Raw genomic sequence first — 15,091 nt, forward strand, 5'->3', positions numbered from 1 at the left:
TTACTGTTAGATAATTTTGCTTTGTTAGCTGCGAATTTAGCGATAGTGCTAGAAGCTTCGCTGTGGCGGAATATCAACGTTTAGTGAAAAAAATTGCCTTAATTTTATTCATTTTTTTCCCCGCAAGCCATTAGCCAAAAACTCATCATTAATCGTCTATCGCCCGCAGCTAAAAATTCATCCCGCGAAACCAGGTAGCTTTCTATGTCTGACTCTGAAATTAACCCCTGTTTGACCATTTGTAAAATGGGCCCGGAGTCCAGCAAAGGTTCAAATGCTTCAATTCCGATAATATCGCTGTGGCTGACAGCCACTTCTAAATCAACGCTAACAAATCCAACTTCTTTCAGAAGCCGACACAGATGTCGTCCAAAGTATCCATGGCCACCCCTCAATGCCGTTACCTGGTTTAATTTCTTCTTGAGAGTCTCCACTGACAAAGGTGGATCTGTCAGCCAAAACAGATCCCCATCGGCATCGATAATTACCAGTTTTCCCCCAGGCTTCAAGATGCGGAATATTTCTCTAGCTGCTGCGACAGGATCGGGGAGGTGAAGGAACAGCAAACGGGCGATCGCGAAATCAAAACTGTTAGCAGGTAGACCCGTATCCCCAACCGATGCTTGCACGTAATTTACTCGATCGTCCGCTTTTCGGTGCAAATATTCTGCTGCTTTTTCCTGCAGTACGGGGTCAATTTCTACCGCTGTTATCGAACTGTTGGGCAGGAATTCTACAAGTTTTTCCGTGAAGAATCCCGGCCCGCTACCCGCTTCCATAACATTCATCCCGTCGGTCAAGCCGAACCACTTTAAAGTGCGCGCTTCCTTTGCCCAACTGAGGTGAACTTGAGCTTTTAACCGCTGGATTTCTGTCTCAAGGTCTCGATTGAACGTACTTGCTTGATACGAACCTTCTGCTGTCATAAAATTATCCTTCTTCTTGCTGGACGCCTAGATTTTATACGATTTTTCCAATCGTGCAACAGTAATCTTCAGGTGCGTAGCTGGCTCGATCCCTAAATTTAATCGACTTTTTTTCGGCGACGCACCCTACACATTGAATAAGCAAAACAAACCCAAAAATTCTATGGTAGCAATAATTTTTCAGGCTTGGTATTAGCGCTAGTCCGACCTAGGATTAATCCCCTACCTAGAAACTGGCGGCTGCAAAATTTCCTCTTCCTTGGCTATTACTAATTTTTCTTCCAAAACCTGCTCTAAAACCGGAGGAGGAATCGGCACTTCTTCAACTACCTGATGCTTTTCCAAAGTCAAGCGAGACTGCGACGAACCAGACAATCTTTTCAACAATTTTGGTGTCGGATCGTACAGCAAATAAATAATTCGATCGCCTGCTTGCCAAATCTGGGTCGCCGACACTACTTGCAAGTATCCTTGCCTTTCCAGCAGCAGCGGCACCAACTCCCCGGCTTTAACCAAAGCTTGTAAGTGAGCAATCTGAAACTGCAATCCCTCTGTTTTTAACTCAGTTTCCCCCAATTTTACTTCGCCATCGCTCAAATATTCGTTCCAATCCTTCAGCGACAAATCCGAGACAAAAGCTTGATTAATTTTAGTCGGATTTGCAGGCGTATTTGCTTGCGGATCTTTGGGAAATATTGCCAAAACCCTCGGCGGTGCAAACTCTTCTGCCGCCCGCTGAGCTAACACTAAGTTTACCTCGCCGTTATTAGTCATTGCCAGAAAAGTTCCCATCGATTCTAGTCCGGCTTCTTCTAACACGCTGTGGTCGAGAGCACTGCTCAAAAACACCCGCAAACCCTCTCGTTCTGCTTGTGCACAAGCTTCCGGGTTCGTGTCGATAATTGCCACCGATTCTCCCCGTTCTTGAAACAAGCGAGCAATTAATCTGCTCAAAGGATTTGACCCCACAATTGCAGCACCGGTTGCAGATTTTGAGGTGATGCCCAAAAGTTGAGCCATCCGTCCGGCCGTTAGTCCCTGGACGAAAACTGTCATAATAATTGTTAGGAAAACTAAGGCTTTAATCGAGTCGCCGCCGTTGATTCCCCGCTGGGTGAGCAAAATTGCAAATAAAGATGCGATCGACGCTGAGACAATTCCCCTCGGCGCTACCCAACAAACAAATAATTTCTGCCGCCAATTCAGTCCGCTGTTCCAAGTACACAGCCAAACGTTGATCGGCCGCACTACCCACATTAAAGCTAAAACTGTAAACAAACTTCCCCAACCGAGGGCGACCACACTAGCGAGGGATAAATCGGCCGCCAGCAGCACGAACAGCATGGAAATAGCCAAGACTGTCAGTTGACCTTTAAACCTCCTCAGCAGCCTTTCTTCCGGCACAGCAGCGGCTCTGAGGACGATGCCCGATACGACAGTTGCCATCAGTCCCGATTCGCTGCGGATTTCTTCTGCTAAACCGAAAAACCCCCACAAACCGGCTAAAACTACTAAGTTTTTGAGGTCTTCGGAGAGAAATTGCGATCGCTTGAGAATGAATCCCAGCAACCAACCGCCCGCAACTCCGACGACTGCGCCAACGAAAAGCCGCACGATTAAATCTCGGAACAAAACCACCAAATCAGCATTGCCGTTTAAAATAATATTCAGCACCAATACCGCCAGAATTGCTCCGACAGGATCGATTAAAACGCCTTCAGCTTCTAGCAAAGCTGCGACTTGTTTGTCAACCGATACTTGTTTGAGCAAAGGGCCGATTACTGTCGGGCCTGTGACGACTACTAGAGAAGCATACAAAAATGCGATCGGCCAGGGAAATTCCCCCAACCAGTGTGCGGCCATTCCGCCGCCTATTAGCGTAATTAAAGTGCCTACGGTAACTAAATTGCGGATGCTGCCGGAAAGTTTTCCTAAATCTCGCAATTCCAAATTCAAGCCGCCTTCAAACAGAATTAACGCTACGCAAAGCGATACCATAACTTCCAAACCGCTGCCCAGCAGATTCGGGTGCAGCACTCCGAAGCAGTCTGGGCCGGCTAAAATTCCAAACAACAGCAAAAAGACGATCGCCGGAACTTTCAGATAGGCGGCGAGAACTTGAGCGCTGATTCCACAGATGACGGTCATGACCATCAACAGGGTGATGTTAAAGGAGATTTCCATAGATATAATTGTTACAGGCTGCCCGCTTAGTTTTAAATGTTCGATCGCGGGTAATTGGAGTGCAGGCGCTATTTTCGGCGCAGCTTACCAACTCGGCACGGCACTGGATTTTTGCGAATAAGATTAAAAAACCTTGATATTGGCTATAACTTTATCAGATAATTCTCTTGGCGTCAAAGATGGCAGTAAGCTGTAGCTAAGCGAGAGATTGTCTGTTATGTTAGAGAGTCCGATGGGGATGCGGGCACAGAGGGAGAGGATTTGACGAATTTTGATGGGGAGTCAATTTTACATCTCAGATACCAATATTTCCCTGCTTTTCCATTATAGAGGACTTCAACCCGCAGATTCATCTGTGGAGTCAATCTCCAATCAAAAAGCTCACATCTCAAATCGAGCACCCCCAGACTCATCTTTAGAGTAGATTTCCCCTCTAAAATGTCAAACCGCAAGATTCATCTTTAGAGTCAATCTAAAATCTATAATCTATAATCTATAATCGATTGGCATTCTGCCACCTGCGAAAAAACTCCGATAGAACGGTCGGCGAAATTCGCCCTTCCAGCCAATCTAAAGCCTGGTTTTGCTGGGGTGCGGCCCGATAAAATTTGCACGCATCTATTAACCGAATCGGAGAATTAGTGCCAGTAGATTGAGAGCGCCACTTTTGGGCAAACTCGGCAATAATAGCCGGAGAAATTTGTTTTTGCAGCCAATCTAAAGCTTGGTCTTGTTGTGCTAAACCGCGATAAAATTTGCCGACATCTATCAATCGCAAATTACTGTCTTGAGGTAAGGTAGTTGCCCGCCATTTTTGAGCGAATTCCCCTAAAATAGAGGTAGAAACTTGACTTTGCAGCCAAATTAAGGCAGTATCTTGGCTAGCGCTAGCTCGATAAGACGAAAATACCTGAGTCAGTCGCACGGCTGATATGGGAGGGGGAGTTGGAGCGGGAGTCGGCGCTGGAGGGGGGACAACTACTTTGGGAGATTTTCGCATCAAAGCGGCCCAGGTTTGGAGACTTGCAATGCCGTCTGGATTGAGACCTTGAGATTTCTGAAACGAGATGAGCGCCGCTGTGGTAGTGGTTCCAAATTTACCATCCATCGCACCTGGATAAAAACCTTTAATTCTTAATTCCCTCTGGATGTCTGCCACTTTATAACTTACGGCGCCTTCTCGGACACTTTCATAAATATTGGTGTCTACATTGCCCGAAACGCCGGACACGGTGCCTGTGTCGCTGTACTGCCAAAAAGTCCAAGTTTTCCAGCCGCCGGGAACCCAAGGTTCCTCAGCAGTGGTATAGTGAGCAATCCACAGTGGGTAATCGGCAAACCGTGTTGTCCCCAGGTTGTCCCAGAAACCGGGGTAGGTGTAGATAATCGGCCGCATCAAGGTGGCTTTTTCGACTGCTTCTAACCACATTGCGGCTCGATCGCACAGTTGATCCACACTCAAACCGCCTGTAGTTTCTACATCCAAGACTGGCGGCAAATCTCCCGGTTCGAGTTTGACTGTTTTGAGGAACAAATCTATTTGTTCTTGAATGCTGCTTGCAGGTTGAAAAAAGTGGTAAGCACCGCGTTGAATCCCCGCCGCTTTCATCGCAGCCCAATTGCGAGCGAAACTTTGGGCAACGAACGTTGCACCTTCGGTCGATTTGACAAAAGCAAAGGCAATACCATCCCGGGCAACTTCTTGCCAATTGACATTGGGCTGGTAGTCAGAAACATCTATACCGCGAATACTCATATTACCAAGAGTTGAGAAAAGCTGGTTGGCTCTGAAGCAGCGACTCGATTAAGGGTACATTAAATTGTAATGCTAAGTCGCTAATTGTTTTTTTTTTGCAGGGGAGATGGTGCAAATGAACTTCGATCGAATAGAGCCGGGCCCTGGTGAAGAGTCTGTTTGGGATTACCCGCGTCCCCCTCGGCTTGAGGAATCGACCAAACACGTACAGATAATTTTTAATGGAGTGACGATCGCCGACACGCACCGCCCTCAGCGGGTATTGGAGACAAGTCACCCTCCTGTCTACTATATCTGCCCCGATGACATCAAAATGGAATATTTGCACAAAACTTTACGGGGTTCTTGGTGCGAGTGGAAGGGACAAGCCGGTTATTACACTGTAACGGTAGAGTCGAAAGAAGTAGTAAATGCTGCTTGGTTTTATCCCAATCCTAATCAGGTTTTTGCAGCTATTAAAGATTATGTGGCTTTTTATCCCAGCAAGATGGATGCCTGTTATGTGGACGGGGAATTAGTGCAATCTCAACCAGGGGATTTTTACGGCGGCTGGATTACCAAAGATATTGTCGGCCCGTTTAAGGGAGGGCCAGGAACTTGGGGGTGGTGAGGGAAGGTTGAGTTTTGAATTTTGAGTTGAGAACAGGGGCAGAAACCACGTTTTTTGATGCAAAACCTCGTTACAGCCTCGACCCGGTTTAAAAACCAGGTTTCTTGAGTTTATGTGCACCGTCAATGAGCGGCGGAGTGGGGCCGAAATCGTTTTTTTTACCCCGTAAAAAGCCCCTAGTAAAAAATTGAGTAAAAAATCGAAAATAATTCAATAAATCTGTAATTTAGTGAGCATGGATCGATGAAATGCAGGTACGGCAACAACTCACGCAGTAGCTTATTCCATTACTATAAATAGTGTACTAAATAATACAACCAATGATCGCAAATAAATACTAATATAAGTTAATCGTTGACACTAGCTTCGTTGCTGCTTTATTATTTATTCGGATCTGCGCTGTGTCTGTTGAATTTATTGAGCCGTCTAACTCGCCAGAAAACTCACCCAATAATTTATCTTTAGAGTCTACTCTTAAGGATCTGGCTCTATTCAATTTTCAGGTTGACTCCTCATATCTCGCCAAAGAAGTAGCTCGGTTGTTTCAATCTCACCCGCTGCTTCCGGGAGTTATCTTGACCGTAAATGGGGAATTTTTAGGGATGATATCGCGTCGGCGATTTATGGAACGCATGAGCCGCCCTTACGGAGTAGATATATTTGCTTGCAGGCCGATTATAGCCTTGTATCAAATAGCTCAAACCGATATTTTGATTTTACCAGGAGTAGCCTTAATTGTCATGGCAGCTCAGCGCTCCGTGCAGCGACCGCCGGAACTGCTTTACGAGCCGATTGTTGTGCAGTTAGAACCTCAAGTTTACCGACTTTTAGACGTGCATCAACTCTGGGTAGCTTTATCCCAAATTCACCAACAAGCTACTTGGTCTATGAGCGAACTTTATTACAATTTATCGCTCACGCAATCCGAGTTAGAAGCAGCTAATTCTAAATTAAAAGCAGCTAATTCCGAATTGTATCGCCTTGCCAACTTAGATGGCTTAACTCAGATTGCCAACCGCCACTGTTTTAACGAATACTTACAGAAAAAATGGCAAGAATTGGGAGAATCAGCAGCAGAACTATCTTTGATTTTATGCGATGTTGACTTTTTTAAGACATACAACGATACTTACGGGCATCAGGCGGGAGATGCTTGTTTGCAACAGGTAGCCAAAACTATTGTTGAGGCTGTACATTACTCAGCAGGGGCAGTTTCGGGGGAGACTCTGGTAGCTCGTTACGGAGGTGAAGAATTTGCGGTAATTTTACCCCGCACTTCGTCAGAAATAGCTGTTTGGATTGCAGAGCAAATTCGAGTTTGGGTAAAAGAACTAGAAATCGAACACCTTAATTCAGCGGTGTGTTCTTTCGTGACGCTGAGTTTGGGGGTAGCGAGCACGTTTCCTCAGCCCGAAACTTCCCCGGAAAAACTGCTTGCGGCGGCAGACCGTTCGCTTTATCAAGCTAAAGACTTAGGGCGCGATCGAGTGATTTTAGATTTTAGATTTTAGATTTTAGATTTTAGATTTTAGATTGGAAAAAGTGCTCCACGGATTTATTCGTGGGCTTGTTTAATTGTTTCGATCACAGATTGTCGGGCAAATCGCCGATCGACCTCCCGATGCTAGCCAGCAATTTCTCCAAAGCTTTCATCTGCTTGACGGTGAACGTCGGCACATTCTTCCCCAACTCCCAACGACTGATGGTTTGCGACGAAACGCCAAGCTCTCGCGCCAAATCTTCCTGACTCATCTCCAGTTCTTCCCTGAGCTTCTTCAAATGCGACTCTTCATTTTCTGGTCGCGGAACGGGCTTTTTCGGCATAATCTCGATCGCACATTTTTTATATAAGATGCTTAAGCATCTTGACTAAATAATAAATTGATTAGACAATTTTGGAAAGGAGCATGAATCGATTATGCCTTACAAACAGCGTCTGAATTCCTAGGTTATTGTTCGCCAGCTTCTCAATTGACAATAAAAGCGTCGTAGGTCGGTTCCGCAGTTGCTCGGATTTGGGCAAGTATTTAGCTTGAAGGTGTACAATAACTGCGTATAAAATTTTATCGGGCGATCGTCCCCAGTCTACAAAGACTCGCACCAAGCACGTTCCGCCGTCCAGTGCCTGTCCGAAGATTCATAAATCCTCAACCCATCCAACCCGGCATTTTCGATCATCTCCTCAACTTCATCCAGCGTAAATGCTGCTTGCAACGAATCGCTGAATAACTGTTTCTGATGCGCGTTGCAATCTCCCGCATACAGCTTGACTAAATTATCCCTGATTTCCGCTTTTTCCGGCCGCAGCAAATCCCGCAAAAAAATTGCTCCCTGCGGCTTCAACACCCGCTTGACTTCCTGCAAAAACGGCAGCGGATCGGGCAAATGGTGGATAATGCTGTTGGAAATCACCATGTCAAAATAACTGTCTGGATACGGCATGGCCTTAGCATCGATTAATTCGAGACTAATTTGCGATCGCACGCCCGCCTTTTCCACATTTTCCGCCCCGACTTTCAGCATATTTGCCGACAAATCAATGCAAGTCAATTTCCATGCTGGCCGGAGTTGACAAAGGGCGATCGGAATTCTCGCCGTACCCGTCCCCGCATCCAAAACGTTTCCAAAAACCGGCCCCAAGGCCGCAGCACTCTGAGCAAAAGCAGCATTAACCTCAGCAAAATCCATCGAATCGTATTCGATCGCCTCTTCCAAGGAATCCATCACTTCCGGTTCCAAAACTCGCTGCATAAAATTTATCTCGTTCTCTGGCATTTCCATATAGGGGTTCAGTTTCGCCTGCAAAAGCTCGACTAACTCCGGTTCCATATATTCGTAATTGTCCGGGATTTGCAGGCAAATAACTTTTTTGCCTTCGAGACTTTCGGGAAATTTGCTGCGAAGTCGATCGCCATGCTTCTTCTCCATCACAAATATCAAATCCGCCCAACCGACAAGACCCTCAGTTACTCTGATTCTTGCACCTTTTTCCGTTCCAGCCGATCGCACGCTGTAGCCGCTAACATTCTCCCATATCTTCTCGGCAGTCAAACTCCTCCACTTATTCCGGCTGCACACAAACAATATCTTGATTTTATCCATTCAGATACAAATACAAAATTCTATGTTAATCGTGGCACGGCCGTCCCGCCTGTGCTTCCGAAGCGGTTAAAAAGTTCTATCGAATTTCCCCCCGACCGCACCTTACATACCACTAATCATGTACTTTGTCAAATTGACCCAAATATCCTTTACAATTCTTAAACCATAAAATGCGGATTTTGCATAAATAATTGTACTTGTTACATTTGCAGAGTTCGTTAATTTTACGATTTTAAAAGCTTTCAGCGCCAAAAATTTAAATAAGTCATAATGCCCCTGGATTGTGAAAATCTTACCATAAGCCTCAAAGCAACTAAATAGGTAAAATAATTGAGAATGAAGTCAATAATTTGGGTCATCTTTAGGTTTTCTTAAGATTTCAGCAGTCAAAATAGATCGAACATTTAAAACTAAATCGACTTTTAGATTGTTTTTGCTTATTAAAGTAGTTGTAATTGCCCCGAAGACCGATCGACCCTCAAAAATAGATACAGATGCTCGATCGCCCAATGGCATCCAACCAAACTCGATCGAACTCTGCTAGAATTAGTAAAACGAAGTCGTTATGAGTTTAAGTAAACAGCTATGACCAACGAAACCGTAGAAAACCTAGTAATTATCGGCTCAGGCCCTGCAGGCTATACAGCAGCCATCTACGCCGGGAGGGCAAACCTGAAACCCTTAGTCTTTGAAGGCTACCAAGCCGGAGGCGTCCCCGGCGGTCAACTGATGACCACCACAGAAGTAGAAAACTTCCCCGGTTTCCCCGAAGGCATCACCGGGCCGGCACTCATGGATCGGATGAAAGCTCAAGCAGTGCGCTGGGGTGCAGAATTATACACAGAAGATGTAATTTCGGTAGATTTGAGCCAGCGGCCGTTTACAGTGCGATCGGAAGACAGAGAAATCAAAACCCACACGATAGTAATAGCTACAGGCGCGACGGCGAAACGGCTGGGGCTGCCTAGCGAACACGTATTTTGGAGTCACGGCATTTCTGCCTGTGCGATTTGCGACGGCGCTACCCCAATTTTTAAAGGAGTAGACTTAGCTGTAATCGGCGCGGGCGACACAGCAGCGGAAGAATCTATTTATTTGACAAAATACGGCTCTCACGTACATATGCTGGTGCGGCGCGATCAAATGCGCGCCAGCAAAGCCATGCAAGACCGAGTGCTGAGCAACCCTAAAATTACCGTGCACTGGAACACCGAAGCAGTGGATATCTTGGGCGAACCGGGCGGAAAAATGGACGGGGTGAGAATTAGAAATATTGAGACAGGTGCCGAAAGCGATTTGCTGGTGAAGGGATTGTTTTACGCGATCGGTCACACTCCCAACACTCAACTTTTCCAAGGTCAGTTAGAACTCGACGAAGTAGGCTATATCGTTACCAAACACGGTTCCGTAGAAACCAGCGTCGAGGGAGTTTACGCCGTCGGCGACGTACAAGACCACGAGTTTCGCCAAGCCATCACTGCGGCCGGTAGCGGTTGTATGGGTGCGATGCTGGCAGAACGTTGGCTGTCAGTTAAGGGTTTAACACAGGAATTCCACCAAACCGAGGAATCCGAGCAACCCACAGCAGCGCCCGAAGCTCAAAAAGTACGCAAAACCAGCGAGAACTTTGATATCCAAGATACGCGCCACGAAGGAGGTTATGCTTTGCGGAAGTTGTTCCACGATAGCGATCGACTGATTGTGGTCAAATATGCCTCTCCGACTTGTGGACCTTGCCACAGCCTCAAGCCGATTTTGAGCAAAGTAGTAGATGAGTTCGAGGGCAAGATCCACTACGTGGAAATTGACATCGAAGAAGATCCAGAAATTGCTGAAAATGCTGGCGTGATCGGTACGCCGACGATTCAGTATTTCAAAGACAAAGATTTGGTAGCTGAGCTCAAAGGAGTTAAGCCGAAAAGCCAGTACCGCGAGTTAATTGCCAGTAATTTGTAGAAAGGCAAATTAGCGAAGACTTTTTAACCGCAGATATCAGCGGATGAACACAGATAAACGCAGATAAGATTACATCTGCGTTTATTTGTGTTCATCTGCGGTTCAAAAGTCTTCCTATGGTTTCCGGTAAATATTGATATGCTGATGAAAACAAATCTGACGCACGAATTATCAATTATGGCTCAAAGCCGCCTCCGACTGCCGCGATTTCTCAACAGTGCCTCGCCCTCAAGCCTGTCAATGAAAATGATGTGGGCAGGTTTGACAATAACTGCCGTGTTTGTATTGGTAGCCACCTTGTCTCCAGCTATGCAAGCTTGGGGATGGCTGCAAAATCCTACTGAGGCTTTGATTAACCCCATCCACGAACCGCCGTCGGCGAATTATTGGTTCGGTACTAGCCGCAGCGGCTACGATGTGTTTTCCCGCACGCTGTTTGCTTCTCGCGCGGCTTGGCAAGTGGTAATTTTAGCCACTGCTTTGAGTTTGTTTATCGGTGTGCCGCTGGGTTTGGTTAGCGGTTATTTGGGCGGTAAGCTCGATCGAGTGTTGTTATTTTTAATGGATACAATTTATACTTTGCCGGGGCTGCTACTTTCTTTGACGCTAGCGTTTGTAGTGGGGAAAGGAGTTTTGAATGCTGCGATCGCCCTGAGCATTTCCTACATCCCTCAATACTACCGCGTCGTCAGGAATCACACCGTCAGCGTCAAAACCGAATTGTTTGTCGAAGCTGCGCGAGCAATGGGTGCTGACACTTGGACAGTGCTTTCGCGCTACCTGTTTCTGAATGTGATTCAGAGCGTACCGGTGCTGTTTGCGCTCAACGCTGCCGATGCAATTTTAACATTAGGAGGTTTGGGGTTTCTCGGATTAGGACTTCCCGAAGCAACTCCCGAATGGGGACACGACTTGCGTTTAGCTTTAGATGCGCTACCTACTGGCATTTGGTGGACGGCTTTGTTTCCCGGTTTGGCGATGACTTTAATGGTGGTGGGACTGTCTTTGGTGGGGGAAGGATTAAACGAATTTGTCAACCCTCGCCTGCGGAATCAGCAGTAATTTGTCTCGCGGTTAAATTAAGTTGGCAGTCAGGACTTTAGTGCTTATTCACAAATATAAAAAAAACTGAAGTCCTGACTAGAAACAGGCAATATAAAGAGATGGTAATCTCTGCCCGATTAATTACTAAATCTTTCTCTCAATCAGGTTAATTCTTTCTAGGTAGTCAACCTTCGTTGGGTTGTCAATATAGACGCGGATCAGAAATTGTGCTTGATAGCTTCATCTTCTAAAGGTCAAGCCACATAATTTAAACCTGAGCAGAGGATAAAGCAAGGCTCTGTGCTTTCTGATGAGACGCTGTAAATAATAACAAAATTTTGAGCATCGCACCAACGTCCTACCGTTCCATTGCTTTAAGTATCCTGGAGTTTAGGTCTTCTCTAACCATAGCAAGCACATCGCTAACTGGGTAAATTTTTCTTCCCTGGCGGAGTTATCATCAGGCAGTTGCATCAACATCCGCTGGGGAATTTTTTGCGTCTGCTTGAAATTATCAAGACAATTGGGGAATGCTACCTAAAATTGATTGAGGGGCTTTATGGAATCTTCACAGTGTCACGATATATTTAAAGGGATCGTGAAGTTATACTTCCGGAAGATGGCGAATTGTGTTGTTTGTGAGAGAAAAGTGCGATCGCGACAGTGCGCACTGAAAGCCAAAAAATTTTAGAGAAATCCGCAGTCGAGAGTTGCGCGGCGGGTTAACTCTTAGTAGAATTTATCCGGGTGGTTTTTGCCATTGACGCGACAAACTCGTGTCGAACTGCTTAAATAAGAATGTGACGTTAAGAACTTAATGTGATTTAACGTCAAAATTAAACCCAATTTCTGAGATTTGAGCTAACTTAACAATGAAAGCCCCTGTTGCACTACTCAACCCGCAACGCTTCATGGGGGGTCAGAGTCGGTCTCTAATCCAGAGCGGCCGGCTTAAAACTAAAGCTACGAGCTTTATTCAATCGCAGATTGCGTATGATTCAATTCAGGGAAACAGGGTAATGATGGGTGTATCTACACGGATTGTATTGGTTCCAATTTGGGCAACTCAAAAATTGTCTGCTAAGTGTCTGGCCAACTACGCCGCAGCCGTTCACCCAGATATACGCAGAAAACAGCGCCGTTCGATCGTGCCAAAGTTTTTGCGGGCCGTTCTCAGGATTTAGCAGAGCCGGACATGAGTTAGTATTGTCAAGCTAAGCTGACAGAGTTTTCCTAGTTCTTGACAAACAATGGAAAACAACTTCCATTTTTTGTGAGAAAGGCTACAATCGGGAAGGTCTTTGCAAGATCCGATTCTGCCCGTTTGGTGCTTCAACCCTCTGCTGTTGCATTTGAGGCAGCAGACTAGCATCCAAGGTGGCGAAAACTTGCCGTGCAACTGTCATGTCTGACAACCAGAGTGAAAGCAAGGCGAATCAAAAGTTCGACACCTCCAATACAAAAGTTAGAGGGTTCCGTGCCGGAAAACTTGTACGGGTAAAAGCTCGAAGTACCGAGTAAAAAAGTCAGTATTTTTGGAAGTGCGATCGATCGCACTTCATGGTTTGCTTCTCTGGGCAAGGTATTGCAGATGATGTGGTAACTCGCTCCGAAAAAAAAGCCGCTAGCTCAATTTAAGGTCGCGATGTTAAAATCTGCGATCGATTGAATGCGCTGCCTGCTTCAAACCCGAACTCGAGCTTTGACTCATAAAAATGGTGCAATTTCGGTAACAGATTCAGCTAGCAGACCGAAAATCCCACTATTTTTTCCTGCGGGAATGTCAATACTGGCTAACTTGTCTAAACTACAAACAGACGACACTATTCCACTGTTATTTATTCTTTAATTCAGGAGCATGAGGAAGACGGCATGATCCAGGCTAACACCGTACTCGAAACCACAATTACACCGGAAATGGAAACAATCGAGTTGCTTCGGGGCGCCGAAAGCGTTCTACCTGAGAGCGAGTTAGAACTCTTTATCGACGAAGAAGACGATCGAGAAGAATTCTTAGACTCTCAATCTGAGGAAGACCCTAAATCTGGCAAAGGCGCCAAAGCCCGCCGTCGGGCACAGGCAAAGAAAAAGCATTATACTGAAGACTCTATTCGTCTTTACCTGCAAGAAATCGGTCGGATTCGACTGCTGCGAGCTGACGAAGAGATTGAACTAGCGCGCAAGATTGCAGATTTGCTGGAATTAGAGCGAGTTCGAGAACAACTTCTCGAAGAGTATAACCGCGAACCCAAAGACAGCGAATGGGCTAATGCTGTAGATATGGCACTTCCTGCATTCCGTCACCGACTCCACGTCGGCCGTCGGGCAAAGGAAAAAATGGTGCAATCAAACCTGCGTTTGGTGGTGTCGATCGCCAAAAAATACATGAATCGCGGTTTGTCTTTCCAAGATCTGATTCAGGAAGGCTCTTTGGGTCTGATCCGCGCTGCTGAAAAATTCGATCACGAAAAAGGCTACAAGTTTTCTACCTACGCAACTTGGTGGATACGTCAAGCCATTACGCGGGCAATCGCCGACCAATCCCGCACTATCCGCCTACCGGTTCACCTTTACGAAACCATTTCGCGGATCAAGAAAACTACCAAACTCCTGTCTCAGGAAATGGGTCGCAAGCCTACGGAAGAAGAAATTGCTACCCGCATGGAAATGACGATCGAGAAGTTGCGGTTCATTGCTAAGTCCGCACAGTTGCCTATCTCTCTAGAAACTCCGATCGGCAAAGAGGAAGACTCGCGTCTGGGAGACTTTATTGAATCTGACGGGGAAACACCAGAAGATCAAGTCTCGAAAAACTTGCTCAGGGAAGACTTGGAAAGCGTTTTGGATACTCTCAGCCCCCGAGAAAGGGATGTACTACGGCTGCGTTACGGCTTAGATGACGGACGGATGAAGACCTTGGAGGAAATTGGTCAAATCTTTAACGTCACTCGCGAGCGGATTCGCCAAATCGAGGCTAAAGCCCTGCGGAAGTTACGCCATCCCAACCGCAACAGCATATTAAAAGAATATATCCGCTAGAGTAATTTGCTAGCATCACCCAAAAGAGTGATTCGCACTCTTTTTTTTGGGGGGGAGACCCCCCGCCCCGGTTTGGGCTATAGCTGTTAAATTTTATGCTCCTAACTGCCCGGAGCAAGCGGCTATTGGCTGCCAAAATCCCGCTGCCAAAATTTAGGGAGTCCGTTACGGAACTCCCAAGCTTTGCAGTGTCACAAAATTCTTAACTAGAAAATTACATCAGACCCCAAAAGTGAAGCAGGCCTTGACCGGAAACCAATTCGATGATGACAGCGGCAGAGAAACCAATCATCGCCAAACGACCGTTCCAATTTTCGGCTCCTTCGCTGAAGCCCCAGTTCCAAGCGTTGCGTTTTTGTTCTTGCATAGTGCGAACTCCTTTCGTTAACTTGTGTAAGGCTTATGTGAATAAATATAACATTCCTCGATCAAAATGCAAGCTTGTGATTACTGATATCGGTCATAACGGTCGAT

The 15,091-nt window shown here is 46.1% G+C and carries 12 protein-coding genes; 6 read left to right on the forward strand and 6 right to left on the reverse strand.

The features are described 5' to 3' along the window. Positions 1-104: 104 nt before the first annotated feature. From QUA33_RS10910 to QUA33_RS10920, 3 genes are all read right to left on the reverse strand, one after another. A complete protein-coding gene (locus QUA33_RS10910; RefSeq protein ID WP_333148612.1) occupies positions 105-926 on the reverse strand; it encodes a methyltransferase domain-containing protein in 822 nt (273 codons plus the stop codon). 222 nt (positions 927-1,148) lie between these two features. Beyond that, positions 1,149-3,110, reverse strand: coding sequence for a cation:proton antiporter domain-containing protein (locus QUA33_RS10915; protein ID WP_333148613.1), 1,962 nt, complete (start codon positions 3,108-3,110; stop codon positions 1,149-1,151). A 493-nt stretch (positions 3,111-3,603) separates the two neighbouring features. Next, on the reverse strand, positions 3,604-4,866 hold the full coding sequence (locus QUA33_RS10920; protein ID WP_333148614.1) for a GH25 family lysozyme: 1,263 nt from the start codon (positions 4,864-4,866) through the stop codon (positions 3,604-3,606). Between the two features lie 115 nt (positions 4,867-4,981). Here QUA33_RS10920 and QUA33_RS10925 point away from each other — a divergent pair, with 115 nt between their 5' ends. After that, on the forward strand, positions 4,982-5,476 hold the full coding sequence (locus QUA33_RS10925; RefSeq protein ID WP_333148615.1) for a DUF427 domain-containing protein: 495 nt from the start codon (positions 4,982-4,984) through the stop codon (positions 5,474-5,476). Between the two features lie 401 nt (positions 5,477-5,877). After that, positions 5,878-6,987, forward strand: a complete 1,110-nt coding sequence (locus tag QUA33_RS10930; RefSeq protein ID WP_333148616.1) for a diguanylate cyclase domain-containing protein — start codon at positions 5,878-5,880, stop codon at positions 6,985-6,987. Between the two features lie 73 nt (positions 6,988-7,060). Here the strand turns inward: QUA33_RS10930 and QUA33_RS10935 are convergent, their stop codons facing one another. Beyond that, positions 7,061-7,300 carry a helix-turn-helix domain-containing protein gene (locus QUA33_RS10935; RefSeq protein WP_190735342.1) on the reverse strand — a complete coding sequence of 80 codons (240 nt, stop codon included), beginning with the start codon at positions 7,298-7,300 and terminating at the stop codon, positions 7,061-7,063. 261 nt (positions 7,301-7,561) lie between these two features. Continuing rightward, positions 7,562-8,527 (reverse strand): methyltransferase domain-containing protein, encoded by a 966-nt coding sequence (locus QUA33_RS10940; protein WP_333148617.1) that lies wholly within the window; start codon positions 8,525-8,527, stop codon positions 7,562-7,564. Positions 8,528-9,163: 636 nt separating this feature from the next. Between QUA33_RS10940 and trxB the strand changes: the two genes are divergently transcribed. The 4 genes from trxB (at position 9,164) to rpoD (ending at position 14,617) form a co-directional block, all read left to right on the forward strand. After that, on the forward strand, positions 9,164-10,534 hold the full coding sequence (gene trxB, locus QUA33_RS10945; protein ID WP_333148618.1) for a thioredoxin-disulfide reductase: 1,371 nt from the start codon (positions 9,164-9,166) through the stop codon (positions 10,532-10,534). 177 nt (positions 10,535-10,711) lie between these two features. Beyond that, entirely contained in the window at positions 10,712-11,596 is an 885-nt protein-coding gene (locus QUA33_RS10950; protein ID WP_333096144.1) for an ABC transporter permease, read from the forward strand. A gap of 1,001 nt (positions 11,597-12,597) precedes the next feature. After that, positions 12,598-12,762, forward strand: a complete 165-nt coding sequence (locus QUA33_RS10955) for a hypothetical protein (protein ID WP_333096143.1) — start codon at positions 12,598-12,600, stop codon at positions 12,760-12,762. Between the two features lie 688 nt (positions 12,763-13,450). Continuing rightward, positions 13,451-14,617 carry an RNA polymerase sigma factor RpoD gene (gene rpoD, locus QUA33_RS10960; protein WP_190735350.1) on the forward strand — a complete coding sequence of 389 codons (1,167 nt, stop codon included), beginning with the start codon at positions 13,451-13,453 and terminating at the stop codon, positions 14,615-14,617. 214 nt (positions 14,618-14,831) lie between these two features. Here the strand turns inward: rpoD and QUA33_RS10965 are convergent, their stop codons facing one another. Continuing rightward, a complete protein-coding gene (locus QUA33_RS10965; protein ID WP_172186457.1) occupies positions 14,832-14,984 on the reverse strand; it encodes a chlorophyll A-B binding protein in 153 nt (50 codons plus the stop codon). Positions 14,985-15,091: the final 107 nt, after the last annotated feature.

This window comes from Microcoleus sp. Pol14D4, from assembly GCF_036701245.1.
Lineage (GTDB): Bacteria > Cyanobacteriota > Cyanobacteriia > Cyanobacteriales > Microcoleaceae > Microcoleus.

What these genes read in the sequence shown, in the direction of transcription:
- QUA33_RS10910 (WP_333148612.1), bottom strand. Translation starts at nt 926, where the DNA reads ATGACAGCAGAAGGTTCGTATCAAGCAAGTACGTTCAATCGAGACCTT.
- QUA33_RS10915 (WP_333148613.1), bottom strand. Translation starts at nt 3,110, where the DNA reads ATGGAAATCTCCTTTAACATCACCCTGTTGATGGTCATGACCGTCATC.
- QUA33_RS10920 (WP_333148614.1), bottom strand. Translation starts at nt 4,866, where the DNA reads ATGAGTATTCGCGGTATAGATGTTTCTGACTACCAGCCCAATGTCAAT.
- QUA33_RS10925 (WP_333148615.1), top strand. Translation starts at nt 4,982, where the DNA reads ATGAACTTCGATCGAATAGAGCCGGGCCCTGGTGAAGAGTCTGTTTGG.
- QUA33_RS10935 (WP_190735342.1), bottom strand. Translation starts at nt 7,300, where the DNA reads ATGCCGAAAAAGCCCGTTCCGCGACCAGAAAATGAAGAGTCGCATTTG.
- trxB (WP_333148618.1), top strand. Translation starts at nt 9,164, where the DNA reads ATGACCAACGAAACCGTAGAAAACCTAGTAATTATCGGCTCAGGCCCT.
- QUA33_RS10950 (WP_333096144.1), top strand. Translation starts at nt 10,712, where the DNA reads ATGGCTCAAAGCCGCCTCCGACTGCCGCGATTTCTCAACAGTGCCTCG.
- QUA33_RS10955 (WP_333096143.1), top strand. Translation starts at nt 12,598, where the DNA reads ATGATGGGTGTATCTACACGGATTGTATTGGTTCCAATTTGGGCAACT.
- rpoD (WP_190735350.1), top strand. Translation starts at nt 13,451, where the DNA reads ATGATCCAGGCTAACACCGTACTCGAAACCACAATTACACCGGAAATG.
- QUA33_RS10965 (WP_172186457.1), bottom strand. Translation starts at nt 14,984, where the DNA reads ATGCAAGAACAAAAACGCAACGCTTGGAACTGGGGCTTCAGCGAAGGA.